This window comes from Mesorhizobium sp. USDA 4775 (assembly GCF_054062655.1).
Map to the genome: position 1 here is coordinate 329,324 of NZ_JBSSFM010000001.1, position 16,415 is coordinate 345,738.

Genomic DNA, 16,415 nt, shown 5'->3' on the forward strand with positions numbered 1-16,415 from the left:
CGAACCGAAAAGGCGGCTCAGAGCCGCCCCATCAGCAGCAACACCAGGATCACCACCAGCACCACACCGACAATGCCAGAGGGTCCATAACCCCAGGAGCGCGAATGCGGCCAGGCTGGCACCGCGCCGATCAGGACAAGGATCAGGACTATGATGACAAGGGTGCTGATCGGCATGAGAAATTCCCTGCATTAAGTTTGCCCAAGGACGATGCTTTCGCATGACGCCGGGGGAACAATGCAAAAGGCCGCCCGGTTGTTCCGGGCGGCCTTTGCCTTTCAGATTGGCAAGCCTGCCTACTCGGCGGCTTTTGGAAAGGCGATCGCGGGTTCCGCGCCGGCGTCCGCCGTCGGCGCCTCCGACGAGATTTCGCCCTTGCCGCGCCGGAACAGCCGGCTGATCAGGCCGCGCCGTGCGCCTGGCTTGACCTTGGCGCGGGTGAACACCATCAGCATCGACGGCGTCACCACCAGCGTCAGCACCGTGGCGAAGGAGAGGCCGAAGACGATCGCCGAGGACAGCGAAATCCACCATTGCGTCGACGGCGCGTTGATCGTCGTCTCGTGATGGAAGATCTCCAGCCCGAGGCCGAAGGCGATCGGCAGCACGCCGAGGATGGCCGACACCGCCGTCAGCACCACCGGTCGCGCACGCTCGCGGCAGGTCTGCAGCACGGCATCCATCTTGTCCCAGCCCTCTTCGCGCAGCCGGTCATAGGTGTCGATCAGCACGATGTTGTTGTTCACCACCACGCCGGCCAGCGCGATGACGCCGATGCCCGACATGACGATGCCGAACGTCTCGCCTGTTATCAGCAGTCCCAGGAACACGCCGATCGTCGCCATGACCACGCAGGACAGCACCAGCCAGACGCTGGTGAACTTGTTGAACTGCGCCAAAAGCACCAGGAAGATCAGGAAGATCGCCGCACCGAAGGCCTTGCTGAGGAAGGCGCTGGCTTCGGCGCTGTCCTCGTTCGAGCCGGCCAGTTTCCAGCGGATGCCGCTGCCGAGATTCATGTCGGTGACGGCCTGGGTGACCTCCTGCTGCACGGCGGCGACCTGCTTGCCGGCGGCGACGTTGGCCTGCACCACAACGGTGCGGGCGCCGTCGATGCGGTTGAGGATGCCGACGCTTGGCTTGGCCTTGCGGACGACAAAGTTCGAAATCGGCACCGACCCTTGCGAGGTCTGCACCCTGAGCTCGTCGAGCGTCGACAGCGTGCGCCGGTCCTCCGGCAAGCGCAGCCGGATGTCGACCGCCTTGTCGGCGCCGGCAGGCCGGTATTCCGACAGCTTCAGGCCGTTGGTGACGAGCTGCACCACCGTCCCGACCGAGGTCGGGCTGATGCCGTACTGCGCAGCCTTGGCGCGGTCGACCTCGAGTGCCCAGTCGACGCCGGGCGGCGGCAGGCCGTCGGAAACGTCGATGACGCCGGGAACCTTGGCGATGCGCGCCGCAACCGCACGCGCCTTCTCGTCCAATCCCTTTGGGTCGATGGCCGAGAGCCTGATCTGGATCGGCTTGCCGGTCGGCGGACCGGCTTCCGGGACGCGGACCTCGACGTCGACGCCGGGAATGCCGGCCATGACGCCACGCAGATCGTTCAGGATCTGGTTCGCCGATTTGCGCTCGCGCCAGTCGATGAATTCGTACTGGATGACGCCGACGACATCCTCGGGCACATCCTGGCCACCGCCTTCGGACTTGCCGACGCGGGTATAGACCGACTTCAGGCCCGGCCAGCCGAGCAGCCGGTTTTCGGCGATCTTGGTCGCCGTGTCCATTTCGGCCAGCGAAAGGTTGCCGCGGGCATGCACATAGAGCAGGCCGTAGTCGGGCTCCACGCTCGGGAAGAACTCGACGCCGGCGCCGTACTTCGAATAGCCAACGAAGATGCCGGCCAGCAAGACGACGGTGAGCACCAGCACCGTGATGGGGAAGCGCACCGCCTGCTTGACGACCGCCATGTACCAGCCGTCGCGATTGTCGTCGGCGTGATGCTCCGGCGCCTTGGCGAAGATCGCGCCAAGCGTCGGCGCGAAGACCAGCGCATAGAGCATAGACGCCGACAGCGTGACGATCAGCGTGATCGGCATGTACTTCATGAAGTCGCCGATGATGCCCGGCCAGAACAGCAGCGGCGAGAAGGCGGCGATACGCGTCATCGTCGCCGCGATGACCGGTCCGGCCATGCGCTTGGCGGCAAGCGCGAAGGCTTCCTGCTTCGGCATGCCTTCGCTCATCCGCCGTTCGGCGAATTCGGTGACGATGATGGCGTCGTCCACCAGCATGCCGACCGCCAGGATAAGGCTGAACAGCACGATCATGTTGATCGTGTAGCCCATCATCGCCAATAGCAGGATGCCGATCAGGAAGGACGACGGGATGGCGAGGCCGATGAGCAGCGAGGCACGGCCGGACAGCGCGTAGAGGATGACGATGAACACCAGGATGACGGCGATCATCACGTGGTTCTGCAGATCACCCAGCAGCTGGTTGACGAAGACCGACTTGTCCTGCGTGTAGGTGACATGCATCCCCTCGGGCATGGTCTTGACGAAGGCGTCGGACACCGCCCTCACCTTGGTCAACGTATCGATCAGATTGGCGCCGATGCGCTTCTTGACCTCGATGGCGATGGCCGGCTTGCCGTTGAGGCGCGTGATCGTCGTGGCGTCGGCGAAGGTCGAGCGGATCGTCGCGATGTCCTTGGCCTGCACCACGGCATTGGGGCCGGCAACCACCGGCAGCGCCGCGACATCCTCCGGCGTCTCGATCAGCGACGGCACCTTGACGGCGTATTTGCCTTGCGAGCCCTCGATATTGCCGGCGGCGACCAGGCTGTTGGAGGCGCCGACGGCGCCGATCAGCTGGTCAAGTTGCAGCCCGTATGAAGACAGCTTCATCGGATCGATGACGACCTCGACGAGATCGTCGCGCGAGCCCTGCAGCGAGCCTTCGAGAACGCCGGGCACCTCCTCGATGCGATCACGCAGTTCGCGCGCCGCGGCGGCGAGCACGCGTTCGGGCAATTCGCCCGACAGTGTGACGACAAGCACCGGGAATTCGGAAATGTTGACCTCGGTGACGACAGGCTCCTCGGCCGCTTGCGGCAGATCGGCCTTGCCGTCCTGCACCTTGGAGCGTGTATCCTGCAGTGCCGTCGCCAGATTGGTCTGCGGCTGGAACTCGACCAGCACATAGCCGCCGCCCTGGAAGGCGGCCGAGCGCATTTCCTTGAGGCCCTTCAGGCTTTTCAGCTTGCTTTCCATCGGCCGCAGCAGCAGGCGCTCGGAATCCTCCGGCGAGATGCCTTGATAGATCAGGCTGACATACATCATCGGAATCGGAACGTCGGGTTCCGCTTCCTTCGGCGTCGACTGATAGGCGACCCAGCCTGCAATCAGCAGGAAGACCAGGACCGAGATGGTCAGCCGGGCATTGTTGATTGCGAGTCTGACGATATCCATGACTTATGCCTGTTGCTTTCGGGAGTGGCGAACGGACTGACATCGCCGGGCAGAGCCCGGCGCCGGCGTCGCTGCGCTACTGCGTCCCGGCGGTGGCTTCGCCGATCAGCTTGTTGATGGTCGCCTGGTCGGCCTCGACCGGCTTGACCTCATCGCCTTCCTTCACCAGTTCCTGGCCGGCGACGATGATGCGCGCATCGGCCGGGATGCCGCCAAGCACGAGGCCGGTCGGGGTGTCGTCGACCAGGTCGATCGGGAAGAACGCAACCTTGTTGTCCTTGCCGACGGCGCGGATGCCCAGATCGCCCTTGTCGCCCAGTGTCACCACCGAGCGTGGCAGCAGGACCGCGTCGGTTGGCAGCGCGCTGAGCTGGATTTCCGCCGTCATGCCGGCCGGCACCGAGCCGTCGGCATTGGGGATGGCGACCTCGACGCGGAAGGTACGGGTCGCCGACGACGCATCGCGGCTGATGTAGCGCACGGTGCCTTCGACGGTCTGGCCGCTGACCAGCCGGACGCCGGCCTTGTCGCCGATCTTGAGATAGCCGAGGTCGCGCTCGCTGATCTCGCCGCGGGCGATCACCGGATCGAGCTTGAGGATGGTCGCCACCTCGCCGCCCTGCATGACCGAACTGCCAAGCTCCACTGGCACCCGGTCGATGACGCCGTCGAACGGCGCCTTGACCTCGTTGCGGTCGAGTTCGGCCTGCGCGGTATCCAGCAGGGATTGCGCCTGGGTCAGATTGGAGCGGGCGGTGTCGAGCTGCAGCTTGGGCAGATTGCCGGTCCGGGCGAGCCGCTCGGCGGCATCGAGCTCGGCCTTGCGCTGCACCAGCAACTGCCTGGCGTTGTCGACGTTCGAGATCTTTTCTTCCGCCGCCAGCATCAGCACCAGGTCGCCGGTCTTGACATGATCGCCTTGCTTGACCGGCAGCTTGTCGATGACGCCGGCGACGCGGGTTGCCAGAACCGCGCGCTTGTCAGCCTCGGTTAGGCCGGAAATGCGGATGGCGCGCGCATAGGTCTTGCGCGGCGGCGTCACCACGGCAACGGTGCGCAACGGCGCCTTCGGTTCGGCTTCCGCCGTCTTTGGCTTGCTCGCGTCCGGCGCCTTGCCCTGCTCGACTTCGGCCGCCTTGGCCTTGTTGGCCGCTACGCTGCCGACCGATGAGAATTCGCCTGTCGCCATCCACGCCGCGAAACCAATGAGCACAACAATGGCTGCAAGCTTGTGAAACCTGATTTTAGGCATCGTCATTTTTCCACTGCGGGTTCAGCCAGCACCGCGCCTTCATGACGCGGGCGCGTCGCCGATATGGGTGCGCGCCTGACCGTGTTCAAATTGCCGTGATCGGCGAGCGCCGCTTCTACATCAAAGTTGCACTGCAATATAGCCTTAAAGTTGCAAGGCCATTACGGCATCGGGCAAGGTGAACCCGCCGCCATCCAGTTTTCGATCGCTTGATAGGTCGCTTCGGCAGAGCCCGGAGCCGGCTCACGATCCGAGCCCGGCGCCCAGCCCCAGGCGACAAGTTTATCGTCGCGGACATGCAGCGCGACATCGGTCAATTTGCGGTCGCCATTGCGCGCCGGATCCTTGATCTGGGCGCAGATTTCGGCCGAGGATTTACCGAGCCAGGCCATCTCGGCCGGCGCCAAATGCCAACCCTCGGCGCCGGGTGGTCCGTGCAATGCATTGGAATTACTGGAGAAATGGCAGGTTGTGCAGCGCAGGCCCGGATTGCCGAAGCCCGATCCGTCGGTGCCGCGCTGGACGTTGAAGGCGTGCACAGATGTGGCGCCGTAATGCGCACCCGACCAGCGCGGCCGGTCGTCCGCGACATGACAATCGGCGCAGCGCGGATGTGAGAACACCGCATAGATCTTGTCCCATTCGGACAGGCCCTTGGCCATGTCGACCGTCGGGCTCGGTGATGTCTGGCTCTCCTGTGCGGTTGCGAAAGGCGCCGCCGAAAACAAGATGGCAGCAGGCGTCAGCATGATGAGAAGCTTCTTCATGCGAAGGCCGCCATTGTCGACAGCGGCAACGTGCGGATGCGCTTGCCGGTGAGCGCGAAGATGGCATTGGCCAGCGCCGGTGCCGCCGGCGGTGTGCCAACCTCGCCGACGCCGCCCATCTTGTGGAAATTCTCCAGTATGGCGACTTCGAAGGTCGGGCACTGGAAGATCCGCATGGCGTCGAAATCGTGGAAGTTCGACTGTTCGACCATGCCGTCGGCGAAGGTGATCTGCTGTCCCATTGCCGCCGACAGGCCATAGACGGCGGCGGAGATCAGCTGCGCCTCGATGATGCCCGGATCGAGCGCGGTGCCGACATCGGCGGCGATCCATACCTTCTCGATGCGGATGCCGGTCGGTGTGTCCGCCACCTGGATGATCTCGCCGACCCAGCTTCCGAAGGACAGCATGAAGGCCATGCCCTTGGCCCTGCCGGCAGGCAGCACCTCGCCCCATTTCGCCATCGCCGCGACTTTCTCCACCACCTTCACCGCCGAGGGATAGGCGGCCATCAATCTCTTGCGCATCTCGACCGGATCGATTTTGCCGGCGGTGGCGATCTCGTCCATGAACCCTTCATGGAAGAAGCCGTTGATAGAACTGCCGACCGAGCGCCAGGCGCCGGCGGGAATCGAGACAGGGGCGGCGACACCGCTCACCCGATAGTTAGGGATGGTGTAGGGCTGGTCATAGGCGCCGTCGACGATGCTTTTGTCGGGTCCAATCGGCGATATAGAGGGGAACAGCCGGCGCAAGGTGCTGGCTATCATGGATGGCGAGGCGATCCTCATGTCGACGGCGACCGGCATGCCGTCGTCGCCGAGCCGCGCCTGGAACTTGCCCACCGCAGCTGGCCGGTAGGCATCGTGGCGCATGTCCTCCTCGCGCGTCCAGGTCACCTTGACCGGACGCCCGCCTGTCTCCTTCGCCATCAGCGCCGCGAACAGCGCGTAGTCCATCTCGACGCGGCGGCCGAAACCGCCGCCCATGAAGGTGGTGTGCACGGTGACCTTGTCTTGCCCGATGCCGACCGCGTTGGCGCAAAGGTGCCGCACCAGGGTCGGCGCCTGGTTGCCGCACCAGATGTCGAGCGCGCCATCGCTGAACCGCGCCGTGGCGTTCATCGGCTCCATCGTCGCATGCGCCAGATAGGGCACGGCATAGTCCGCCTCGACCATCCGTTCGCGCGGCGCGTCGGCGAAGGCGGTGTCGACATCGCCATTGTCACGCATTGCCGAACCCTTTGTGCCGAGGGCCTGTTTCAGCACGTCTGATATGGCGGCGCTGCCGAGCGGATATTCGGGGTCCGCCCATTGGACGTCGATGGCATCGGCCGCCCTGAAGGCCGCCCAGGTGTTTTGCGCGATGATGCCGAAGCCATGGCCGTAACTCGTCTCGAGCGGGACGATCTTGATCACGCCGGGCATTTTCTCGGCTTTGGCGAGGTCCGCCTTGATCGGCCTGGCCCAGAAGCGCGGGCTCATCTTGACCGTGCCGTAGAGCATGTCCGGCAGCCTGACATCGATGCCGAAGATTGGCGCCCCGGTGACCTTGGCCAGCATGTCGATGCGCTTCTGCGGCTTTCCCAACAGCTTCCAGTCGGCTCTGTCCTTGAGCCTAACTTCGGCTGGCGGCGCCGTTGCCGCGGCAGCCGCCGCAACCGCGCCATAGGTCAGCGACTTGCCGGACGCCGTGTGGACAATCGAGCCATTGGCCGTTTCCAGATCGGTGGCGGCAACGCCAAGTTTCTGCGCCGCCGCCGCGATCAGCAGATGCCGGGCTGCGGCGCCCGCCTGGCGCATCTTGTCGAAACCGTCACGCGCGGAAGCCGATCCGCCGGTGACCTGGAGAGCAAGGAACTTGCCGACCACGCCGAGGCCTGAGCGCACCGACTGCGCGGTCATGCTCTCGTCGAAGAAGGCGAACGGACCGCCCTCTTCGAGGATCGCCGTGTTGTAGTAGGCGTAGGAGGCCGGGCCGTGCTCGACCTTGATCTGGTCGAGACCGACATCGAGTTCTTCGGCGACCATGACGGCGAGCGTTGTCGAGATGCCTTGCCCCATCTCGGCACGCGGCGCGACGATGGTGATGGTGTTGTCGGCGCCGATCTTCACATAGGGGTTGAAGGTCGCCTCACCCTTGCCGAGATCGGCCTCGAGCGGGTTCGGAAACGGTTTGCGATAATAGTAGTAGCCGACGGCAACGCCGCCCGCGACAGCGGCCGCGCCGATCAGGAACGTGCGGCGGGCGATCTTTCCGACACTGGCCATGATCAGAGCCCCGCCGTCTTGAGCGCCGCGGCCTTCCTGATGGCCGAGCGGATCTTCGGATAGGTGCCGCAGCGGCAGAGATTGCCGCCCATGGCGTTGTCGATATCGGCGTCGCTCGGGTCGGCGATCTCGTCGAGCAGCGCCACCGCGCTCATGATCTGGCCGGCCTGGCAATAGCCGCATTGCGCGACCTGTTCCTCCAGCCATGCCTGCTGCACCGGATGCAGCCTGTCCGCCGTGCCGATGCCTTCGATGGTGGTGACAGCGCCGCTGACCTGGCCGAGCGGAAGCGAGCAGGAGCGCACCGGCTGACCATCGACATGCACCGTGCAGGCGCCGCAGGCGGCAATGCCGCAGCCGAACTTCGGTCCCGTCTTGCCGATGAGATCGCGCAGCGCCCACAGCAGCGGCATGGCCGGATCGGCGTCGATGTCGAATGACTGCCCGTCGACGGTGAGGCGCATGGGATGCCCTTTTGTTGTCGTCCACAGCCCTGGAGCGAAGCGTCCCTCTTGGGTCGCTTCGTCTCGATACAGATTGACAAATTCCGTCATTTTGTCAATTGAGATTTTGCAGGATAATGTCGCTCCATGAATCAGAACGAAGACATCGCCGCCATCGACCCCAAACGCGTCCGTATCCTGGATGGCGCAATGAAGGTGTTTTTGGCCTATGGCTTCTCCCGCACCACCATGGACGACATTGCCCGCGCCGCCGACATGTCGCGTCCGGCGCTTTATCTTCAGTTCAAGAACAAGACCGACATTTTCCGCGCTATCGCCATGATGGTGCTGTCGCGCTCGGTCGCTGCGGCAAAAATGGCTCTGGCCGGCGATGATGCTTTCACCGAGCGCATGATGCGAGCCATCGACGAAGCTTTCATCTCGATGATGAGCGCCGTCGTTGCCTCCCCTCATGGCGCCGAATTGCTGGACATGAAATCGAGCCTCGGCGATCTCGTCGGGTGCTGGCGCGGCGGCCTTGTCGAACATATCGCCGCCGCGATCCATGGCGAGGCGGCCAGGAACGGCGTCGACCTGGCGGCCAGGGGGCTGTCGACGCAACTGCTTGCCGACATGCTGCTCGATGGGCTGGAAGGCATGAAGGCGCGGATCAGCGATCCCGAGGGGCAGCGGCAGGCGGCCGCCGCCCTGGTCAAGGTGATCGACCTGGCGTTGAAAGCCTGATGAAGCCTAGGCGTGTCGGGGTTCCGCTCAGGCGCGGCGGCGCTCCGCTTCCGGGTTCTTGCGCACCGCGAGGAATTCCTTGACCCGCCGGCCGGGTGCGGGGCCGCGCACCGGCTTGAAACCGTCATCGAGTTCGCCGGAGAGATCGAGCGTCGGCCGCTTGCCGACGGCATCGTAGTTTTCTTCCAGCCAGTCGCTGGCGGCGGTGCGGCCGAGATCGCGCAGATAGGTCAGGAAGGCCCATTCGGCGTTGACCTTCGATGACGCCGACAGGTCCTTGAAAGCCTCGTCGGCATCGATGCGGTGCATGCGGATGTCGCGATACTCGCCATGCGGCAGCCGGCCGGCGGCGATCAGTTCCTTGACGAAGGCGATCGAGCGGAATTCGCGCAGCAGCCCGGCATTGAAAGTGATTTCGTCGATGCGGTTCTGGATCTCGTTGGCGCTCCTGGGCGTTCCTTCGCGCACCACCGGATTGATCTGCACCAGCAGCACATCCTCGGTCGCCGCCGTCTTGAAAAACGGATAGAGCGCCGGGTTGCCGCCATAGCCGCCATCCCAATAGGGCACGCCCTTGATCTCGACGGCGCGGAACAATTGCGGCAGGCAAGCCGAGGCCATAACCGTGTCGAGGTCGATCTCGCCATCGGAAAAGACCCGCAACTGCCCGGTCTCGACATTGGTGGCGGAGATGAACAGTTCCATCGACTTGCAGGCGCGCACATTGCTGAAATCGATCTCCTGCGCCACCACGTCGCGCAGCGGATTGAGCCCGAGCGGGTTGGCGACATAGGGCGAGAACACCCGCGACATGGTGTCGAAGAAGACATAGCCCGGCGTGTTCTCGATCGACCAATTGCCCCAGGCGACGTCCCACGGCATGCGCTGCACCGGGCTGAACCGGCCCTTCGCCGCCACCGCGCGCCAGAAATCGTCGAGTTTTTGCCGCGCACCGTCGACCCCGCCACGCACAAATCCATCGGCCAGCGCCACCGCGTTCATGGCGCCGGCGCTGGTGCCGGACACCGCCGATATCTCCAGCCTGCCGTCCTCCAGCAGCCGGTCGAGCACGCCCCAGGAGAATGCACCGTGCGAACCACCGCCCTGAAGTGCGATGTTGATCTTCTTGTTTTCCTCCGCCTTGCCGTTCTTCGTCATGGCGTTCCTGTCGTCCTTATGGGCCAGCCTGCCCCAACGCATGGAAGGAAGCAGCTATCGGCGGCCTATGTTGCAGTGCAGCATATAAGGACGGACCAAGGCAAGAACACGAACACGGTCGCGTGATCACATGAAATTTCGGTCATGAGAGAAAAGCCCCCTCCGCTCGAAGCGGAGAGGCTGTGTCCTTGGATCAGAGATGCCTAGGCGACCAGATCGGGCACCGGGCCGACATAGCGCGATTGCGGACGGATCAGCCGTCCGGTCGTCTGCTGCTCGCGCGCATGCGCGATCCAGCCGGCAACGCGACCGGCGGCGAACACATTGCTGAAGGCCTGTGGCGGGAACCCAGCCGCTTCCAGCACCAGTGCGGTGTAGAACTCGACATTGGTCTGCAGCGAGCGCTGCGGCTTGGCGATCCGCAACACCTCGAGCGCCGTCTTTTCGACCGCCTCGGCGAAAGCCAGCCGGCGGCCGGTCTCGCCCTCGCCGCCAAGCTGCCGCACGACTGCTTTCAGCACATCGGCGCGCGGATCGCGAACACGGTAGATGCGATGGCCGAACCCCATGATCCGCCTGCCATGCGCGATCTCGTTGCGCAGCCAGCCGGCCGCATCGCCATGCGCCTCGATCGCGTCGAGCATCTCGATCACCGGGCCGGGCGCACCTCCATGTAGCGGCCCCTTGAGCGCGCCGAGTCCGGCCAGTACCGACGAGGTCAGGCCAGCCAATGTCGAAGCAACGACGCGCGTGGCGAAGGTCGAGGCGTTGAGGCCGTGGTCGCAGACGGTCACCAGATAGGTGTCGAGCGCTTTTGCCAATGCCGGCGACGGAACGGAGCCCCGAAGCATGCGCAACATGTCGGCGGCATGGTCGGCCTTGCCATCCGGCGCGACCGGCTGCTCGCCGCGCTGCAGGCGCAGCAAGGCAGGCGTCAGCACGGCGGGCGCCGCGATCAGCCGCAGCGCGTCCGCCAGTGTTTCGCCGTCTGGCAGCAGAGCCATGCCGGCGCGCATGGCGCTGTAGATGTAGAGTGGCGCCAGCAGCGACAGCGAAGGCCGGGTCCGCTCGAACACCTCGACACGCGCCTCGCCCAGTTGCGCAGCCAGTTCGGTATCGCCGGGCAGATCCTCGAAGAAGCCGTCGAGCAACAGCCGGACGACCTGCGGAAAGCTCCAGCGTCCGGCCAGTTCCGCCAGCGAATGACCACGGATCGTCAGGCGGCCGCCCAGACCATCCACGTCGGACAACACGGTTTCGGCCGCCACCACATCATCGAGTCCATTCGCCATAGCCTTGTCTCCTTGAACCTTTTCCGGATCGGAGATAAGGCTGGTCAACCCAAGCATCAATCTTGATCAATAGAATCAATATCAGAGCCGAAAATGTCGGAATGGCTATCGCGGGAAGAGGCGCTGGAAAGGCTGCGGGTGCGGCCGCAGACGCTCTATGCCTATGTCAGCCGCGGGCGCATCGGCATGCGTCCCGACCGCGCCGATCCACGCCGCAGCCAGTATCGCGCCGACGACATCGCGGCGCTGGCAACACGCCGGGCGCGCGGACGCAGCCCCTCGGCCATCGCCGAAAGCGCGATTGCCTGGGGCGAGCCGTCGATCGCAACGGCGATTTCGACCGTCCGGCACGGTCACCTCATCTATCGGGGCCGGGACGCCGCCATGCTGTCCGACCATGCCTCGCTGGAAGAAACCGCCGCTGTGCTTTGGGCCTTGCCTGAACCGGTCCGTTTTGAAGCGCCGCTGCCGGATGCGCCACGCCAGCCCGGCCGAGCCTCGGCCTTTGCGCAACTTGCCTTGCTGGCCGGCCAGGCTCGGCCTTTGCTTGGACGCAGCGCCGCCTCGATATGTGCCGACGCCGCGCGCGCAATCGGCGTGCTGGCCGGCGCCCTCGGTGCCGAGGCGGGGGCCGATCCGGTGCACCGGCGATTGGCACGGGGCTGGTCGGTCGATGAGGGTGGCGCCGATGCGATCCGGCGCGCCCTTGTGCTGCTCGCCGATCACGAGCTGAATGCATCGACCTTCGCGGCCCGCGTCGCGGCCTCCACCGGCGCCTCGCCCGCCGCTTGCCTGCTGGCGGGTCTGGCAACACTCTCCGGTCCGCGCCATGGCGGTGCCGGCGAAGCAGTGATGCAGCTTGCTGAAGATGCGGCGCGGCATGGCGCCGACGCCGCGATCCGGCGCTGGCTCGGCCACGACAGGCCGCTGCCGGGGTTCGGCCACCAACTCTATCCCGAGGGTGATCCCCGGGCCACGGCACTCCTGGCAGCCATCGGCAACACCGATGAGACCTTGCGATTGCTGGAGATCGCCGCCATCGCAGCGACCGGCGCCCAGCCGAATATCGATTTTGCCCTGGCCGTGCTGACGCGCAGCCTCGGCCTGCCGCGCGATGCGCCGTTCCATCTGTTCGCGCTTGGGCGCAGCGTCGGCTGGGCAGCCCATATGGTCGAACAGATCATGAGCGGCAGCATCATCAGGCCACGCGGCCGCTATGAAGGGCTGTTGCCCTGACAGCTTTTTGCCTGATGCGGTTTCGCGCCCGGGCTCAACTTTGTCAGCCGTCAGGCGGAGTTGGCATTGGTCCCGAACCGCGCCCGGTACGCGGCGGGCGTCGTGGCGAATTGCCGGCGGAAATGATGCCGCAGCGTCGCCGCAGCGCCAAAGCCGGCGGTCTCGGCAATCCGCTCGATCGGCATGCTCGTGTCTTCCAGCAAAGTGCGCGCCCGCGAAAGTCGTTCTGAAAGCAGCCATCGCGCCGGCGTGACACCGGTCGCGGCCGCGAACCGGCGCAAAAATGTCCGCTCGCTCATCCCGGCAAGACCGGCCAGGGTGGCGACGGAATAGTCGTCGGCAATGTCAGCGCGCATTCTGTCGATCAACGGTCCAAGCCGGCCGCGTTCGTGCGGCTCGGGAACGGAACTCTCTACATACTGGGCCTGGCCGCCGTCGCGATGCGGCGGCACGACCAGGCGGCGTGCCACCATGTTGGCCGCCTTGGTGCCGAAGTCGCGCCGCACCAGATGCAGGCACAGGTCGATACCCGCCGCGCTGCCGGCCGATGTCAGCACGTTTCCCTCATCGATGTACAAAACGTCAGGGACCACGGTGATGTCGGGATACATCTCCCTCAGCCTGTCGCTGTAGCGCCAATGCGTGGTTGCCTTCTTGCCCGACAGCAGGCCAGCCGCGGCAAGCACGAAGACGCCCGAGCAGATGGACAGGATGCGCGCGCCCCGCTCACTGGCCTCGCGAAGCGCCTCGATAAGCAATGGCGGCACCGGACAGTCCACACCGCGCCATCCCGGCACGATCACGGTGCCGGCCTCGCCGATCAGATCGGGTCCGCCATCGGTGACGATGCGCACGCCGCCCATTGCACGCATTTCGCCGGCGTCGATGCCGGCGACGGCAAAGCGGTACCAATCCACGCCCATCTCCGGTCTGGGCAAGGCGAACATCTCGGCCGCCACGCCAAACTCGAACGTGCACAGCCCGTCATAGGCGACGGCAACGACCAGCGGGTTGGCAGGAGGCACATTTGGCATGATCTTGACGATATATGGCAAAGCTGCCAGCTGCAATCGCCCGGTCCGGTGCGCTACTCAACTCCATCAAAAGCGACGGAGGCCCATAATGAGCTATGTGACTGACATTCCACCAGCCTCGCCGGAGATTGCCCGCGACCATTTCCTGCGCCGGCTTTCCGTCGAGACCGATTGTTCGGACGTTGCTGCAGCACTGCGCGGCGGCGAGCCGGACTTCATGCTTCTGCATGTCGTCGGTTCGCCGGATGCGTATGAGCGCCGCCACGTGCCGGGTGCGCTGCACCTGCCGCACCGCGAGATATCGGCCGAGCGGATGGCTGAATGGCCGGCAGGCACGCTGTTCGTCGTCTATTGCGCCGGGCCGCATTGCAATGGCGCGGACCGGGCGGCCTTCAAACTGGCCAGCCTCGGCCTGCCGGTCAAGATCATGATCGGCGGCATTTCAGGCTGGCAGGACGAAGAGCTTCCTTTCGCCTCAGGCAGGGAGCCTGGCGCTCTGCGGGCATGATCCAGCCGGCGCGGCTGATATCGTCCGTCCGTTCGAGCGGCGGATGTCGGCACCTTGCGAAACGTGGGAATTGCGGCACCCGACCATTGACGGACAAGGCACAGCCGGATCTGGCCTAAGCCTTGCCGGCTGGCCGGTTCACGACATCGTGTCGAGCTTGCGCTGCATGGCCGCGATCTGGTCCTTCAACTGCTGCAGATCGTCGGATTTCTCCGGCGGCGCGTCCTTCCTGACCGGCTCAGTGGGGGCCGCGGCCGGCGCCGAGCCCGCGGGCGGGAAAGGCGTGAACAGCCGCATCGCGTTCTGGAACATTTCCATATTGCGGCGCGTCTGTTCTTCCAGCGCCTTGATCGGCGTCGCCATCTTCATCACATCGAGCGGCGACTTGCCGATGGCGCCCTTCATCTGCTCGCGAAAGCGCTCCTGTTCCTTGGAGAAGGCGATCATCGACTGTTCAAGGAAGCTCGGCACGATCATCTGCATCTGGTCGCCGTAGAAGGCGATCAGCTGGCGCAGGAACGGGATCGGCAGCATGTTCTGCCCATCCTTGTTCTCCAGCTCGAAAATGATCTGAGTCAGCACCGGATGCGTGATGTCGTCGCCGGTCTTGGCGTCCTGAACGGTGAATTCCTCGCCCTTCTTGACCATGTCGGCCAGATCCTCGAGCGTCACATAGGTGCTCGTCCCCGTATTATAGAGGCGGCGATTGGCGTATTTCTTGATAATGATCGGGTCGTCTTTTGCGGCCATCTGCATCCTCCCCGGACACCGGCACGCCTGAGTAAGCAGCCGGTAACGATTGCGCCCTTTTTGAGGATATGCGCAAAAGCCTCATAATTCCAAGCAGTTTGTGCAGTGCGGGATCATATAATGCTGCATAGCAGGCAAAATATGCTGCGCAGCAGCGGCCCGCCCGCCGGCATGGCGGCGCGCGACCTGCTTGGCGTGCATGGGCGCCATGCCGATTTCCGGTTTGACTTGGGTCATGGAAAGGGCAAGAAAAGTTGCCAACAATGCCTGAAAACACGACAGCTCGAAGTCTGGAGAAGAAAATGTCCTCTGCCAATTCCATCGTTGTCGCCAGTGCCGCGCGCACGGCCGTCGGCTCCTTCAACGGTGCTTTCGCGGCCACGCCGGCGCATGAACTCGGTGCTGTCGTCATCAAGGAGCTTTTGTCGCGAGCCGGTGTCGAGGCAGCCGAGGTCGACGAGGTCATTCTCGGCCAGGTGCTGACCGCGGCCCAGGGCCAGAACCCGGCCCGCCAGGCCTCGATCATTGCCGGCCTGCCCAAGGAGACCACTGCCTGGGGCCTCAACCAGGTTTGCGGCTCGGGCCTGCGCGCCATCGCGCTCGGCATGCAGCAGATCGCCACCGGCGACGCCAAGGTGATCGTTGCCGGCGGACAGGAATCGATGTCGCTGTCGCCGCACGCCGAGCACCTGCGCGCCGGCGTCAAGATGGGCGACTACAAGATGATCGACACCATGATCAAGGACGGCCTGTGGGACGCCTTCAACGGCTACCACATGGGCAACACCGCCGAAAACGTCGCACGCCAGTTCCAGATAACCCGTGACGATCAGGATCAGTTCGCGCTGGCCTCGCAGAACAAGGCCGAGGCCGCGCAGAAGGCCGGCAAATTCAAGGACGAAATCGTCGCCTTCACCATCAAGGGTAGGAAGGGCGACACCATTGTCGACCAGGACGAATACATCCGCCACGGCGCCACGCTCGACGCCATGACCAAGCTGAAGCCGGCCTTCGACAAGGACGGCTCGGTGACCGCCGCCAACGCCTCCGGCATCAATGACGGAGCCGCTGGCGCGCTGCTGATGAGCGAAGCGGAGGCCGCAAGGCGCGGCATCACCCCGCTGGTGCGCATTGCATCCTGGGCAACCGCCGGTGTCGATCCGGCGATCATGGGAACCGGCCCGATCCCCGCCTCGCGCAAGGCTTTGGAGAAGGCCGGCTGGTCGGTCGGCGATCTCGACCTGGTCGAGGCCAACGAGGCCTTTGCCGCGCAGGCCTGCGCCGTCAACAAGGGCATGGGCTGGGATCCCTCGATCGTCAACGTCAATGGCGGCGCCATCGCCATCGGCCATCCGATCGGTGCCTCGGGCGCCCGCGTCTTCAACACGCTGGTCTACGAGATGCGCCGCCGCGGCGCCAAGAAGGGCCTCGCCACGCTGTGCATCGGCGGCGGCATGGGCGTCGCCATGTGCGTTGAAGCGCTCTGAG

General features: G+C 64.8%; 14 protein-coding genes. 4 read left to right on the forward strand and 10 right to left on the reverse strand.

The window, feature by feature from the left end; translation table 11 throughout:
- Positions 1 to 17 precede the first annotated feature (17 nt).
- The 6 genes from ACVILI_RS01690 to ACVILI_RS01715 all read right to left on the reverse strand — a co-directional run bounded on the left by ACVILI_RS01690 (position 18) and on the right by ACVILI_RS01715 (position 8,226).
- Positions 18 to 176, reverse strand: coding sequence for a DUF3309 family protein (locus ACVILI_RS01690; protein ID WP_019861688.1), 159 nt, complete (start codon positions 174 to 176; stop codon positions 18 to 20).
- Positions 177 to 296: 120 nt separating this feature from the next.
- Positions 297 to 3,473: an efflux RND transporter permease subunit gene (locus ACVILI_RS01695; RefSeq protein ID WP_240564702.1), complete on the reverse strand. Its 3,177-nt coding sequence runs from the start codon at positions 3,471 to 3,473 to the stop codon at positions 297 to 299.
- A gap of 76 nt (positions 3,474 to 3,549) precedes the next feature.
- Positions 3,550 to 4,725, reverse strand: a complete 1,176-nt coding sequence (locus tag ACVILI_RS01700) for an efflux RND transporter periplasmic adaptor subunit (RefSeq protein ID WP_084791797.1) — start codon at positions 4,723 to 4,725, stop codon at positions 3,550 to 3,552.
- A gap of 161 nt (positions 4,726 to 4,886) precedes the next feature.
- Positions 4,887 to 5,492, reverse strand: a complete 606-nt coding sequence (locus ACVILI_RS01705) for a hypothetical protein (protein ID WP_038650213.1) — start codon at positions 5,490 to 5,492, stop codon at positions 4,887 to 4,889.
- On the reverse strand, positions 5,489 to 7,762 hold the full coding sequence (locus ACVILI_RS01710; RefSeq protein WP_038650215.1) for a xanthine dehydrogenase family protein molybdopterin-binding subunit: 2,274 nt from the start codon (positions 7,760 to 7,762) through the stop codon (positions 5,489 to 5,491). The genes ACVILI_RS01705 and ACVILI_RS01710 overlap by 4 nt, the downstream gene beginning before the upstream one ends.
- Positions 7,763 to 7,764: 2 nt before the next feature.
- Complete coding sequence (locus ACVILI_RS01715; protein WP_019861693.1) at positions 7,765 to 8,226, reverse strand: (2Fe-2S)-binding protein; 462 nt, start codon at positions 8,224 to 8,226, stop codon at positions 7,765 to 7,767.
- Positions 8,227 to 8,352: 126 nt separating this feature from the next.
- Here ACVILI_RS01715 and ACVILI_RS01720 point away from each other — a divergent pair, with 126 nt between their 5' ends.
- Positions 8,353 to 8,949, forward strand: coding sequence for a TetR/AcrR family transcriptional regulator (locus tag ACVILI_RS01720; RefSeq protein ID WP_019861694.1), 597 nt, complete (start codon positions 8,353 to 8,355; stop codon positions 8,947 to 8,949).
- A 27-nt stretch (positions 8,950 to 8,976) separates the two neighbouring features.
- Here ACVILI_RS01720 and ACVILI_RS01725 read toward each other — a convergent pair whose 3' ends face one another.
- A complete protein-coding gene (locus ACVILI_RS01725; RefSeq protein WP_027047488.1) occupies positions 8,977 to 10,107 on the reverse strand; it encodes a patatin-like phospholipase family protein in 1,131 nt (376 codons plus the stop codon).
- A gap of 203 nt (positions 10,108 to 10,310) precedes the next feature.
- Entirely contained in the window at positions 10,311 to 11,399 is a 1,089-nt protein-coding gene (locus ACVILI_RS01730) for a citrate synthase/methylcitrate synthase (protein ID WP_038653470.1), read from the reverse strand.
- Positions 11,400 to 11,492: 93 nt separating this feature from the next.
- Here ACVILI_RS01730 and ACVILI_RS01735 point away from each other — a divergent pair, with 93 nt between their 5' ends.
- A complete protein-coding gene (locus ACVILI_RS01735; protein ID WP_019861697.1) occupies positions 11,493 to 12,635 on the forward strand; it encodes a citrate synthase in 1,143 nt (380 codons plus the stop codon).
- 50 nt (positions 12,636 to 12,685) lie between these two features.
- Here ACVILI_RS01735 and ftrA read toward each other — a convergent pair whose 3' ends face one another.
- A complete protein-coding gene (gene ftrA, locus ACVILI_RS01740) occupies positions 12,686 to 13,669 on the reverse strand; it encodes a transcriptional regulator FtrA (protein ID WP_038653473.1) in 984 nt (327 codons plus the stop codon).
- Between the two features lie 88 nt (positions 13,670 to 13,757).
- Between ftrA and ACVILI_RS01745 the strand changes: the two genes are divergently transcribed.
- A complete protein-coding gene (locus ACVILI_RS01745) occupies positions 13,758 to 14,177 on the forward strand; it encodes a rhodanese-like domain-containing protein (protein ID WP_027047490.1) in 420 nt (139 codons plus the stop codon).
- 138 nt (positions 14,178 to 14,315) lie between these two features.
- Here ACVILI_RS01745 and phaR read toward each other — a convergent pair whose 3' ends face one another.
- Positions 14,316 to 14,927, reverse strand: coding sequence for a polyhydroxyalkanoate synthesis repressor PhaR (gene phaR, locus ACVILI_RS01750; RefSeq protein WP_027047491.1), 612 nt, complete (start codon positions 14,925 to 14,927; stop codon positions 14,316 to 14,318).
- A 302-nt stretch (positions 14,928 to 15,229) separates the two neighbouring features.
- Here phaR and ACVILI_RS01755 point away from each other — a divergent pair, with 302 nt between their 5' ends.
- Entirely contained in the window at positions 15,230 to 16,414 is a 1,185-nt protein-coding gene (locus ACVILI_RS01755) for an acetyl-CoA C-acetyltransferase (protein ID WP_020629066.1), read from the forward strand.
- Position 16,415: the final 1 nt, after the last annotated feature.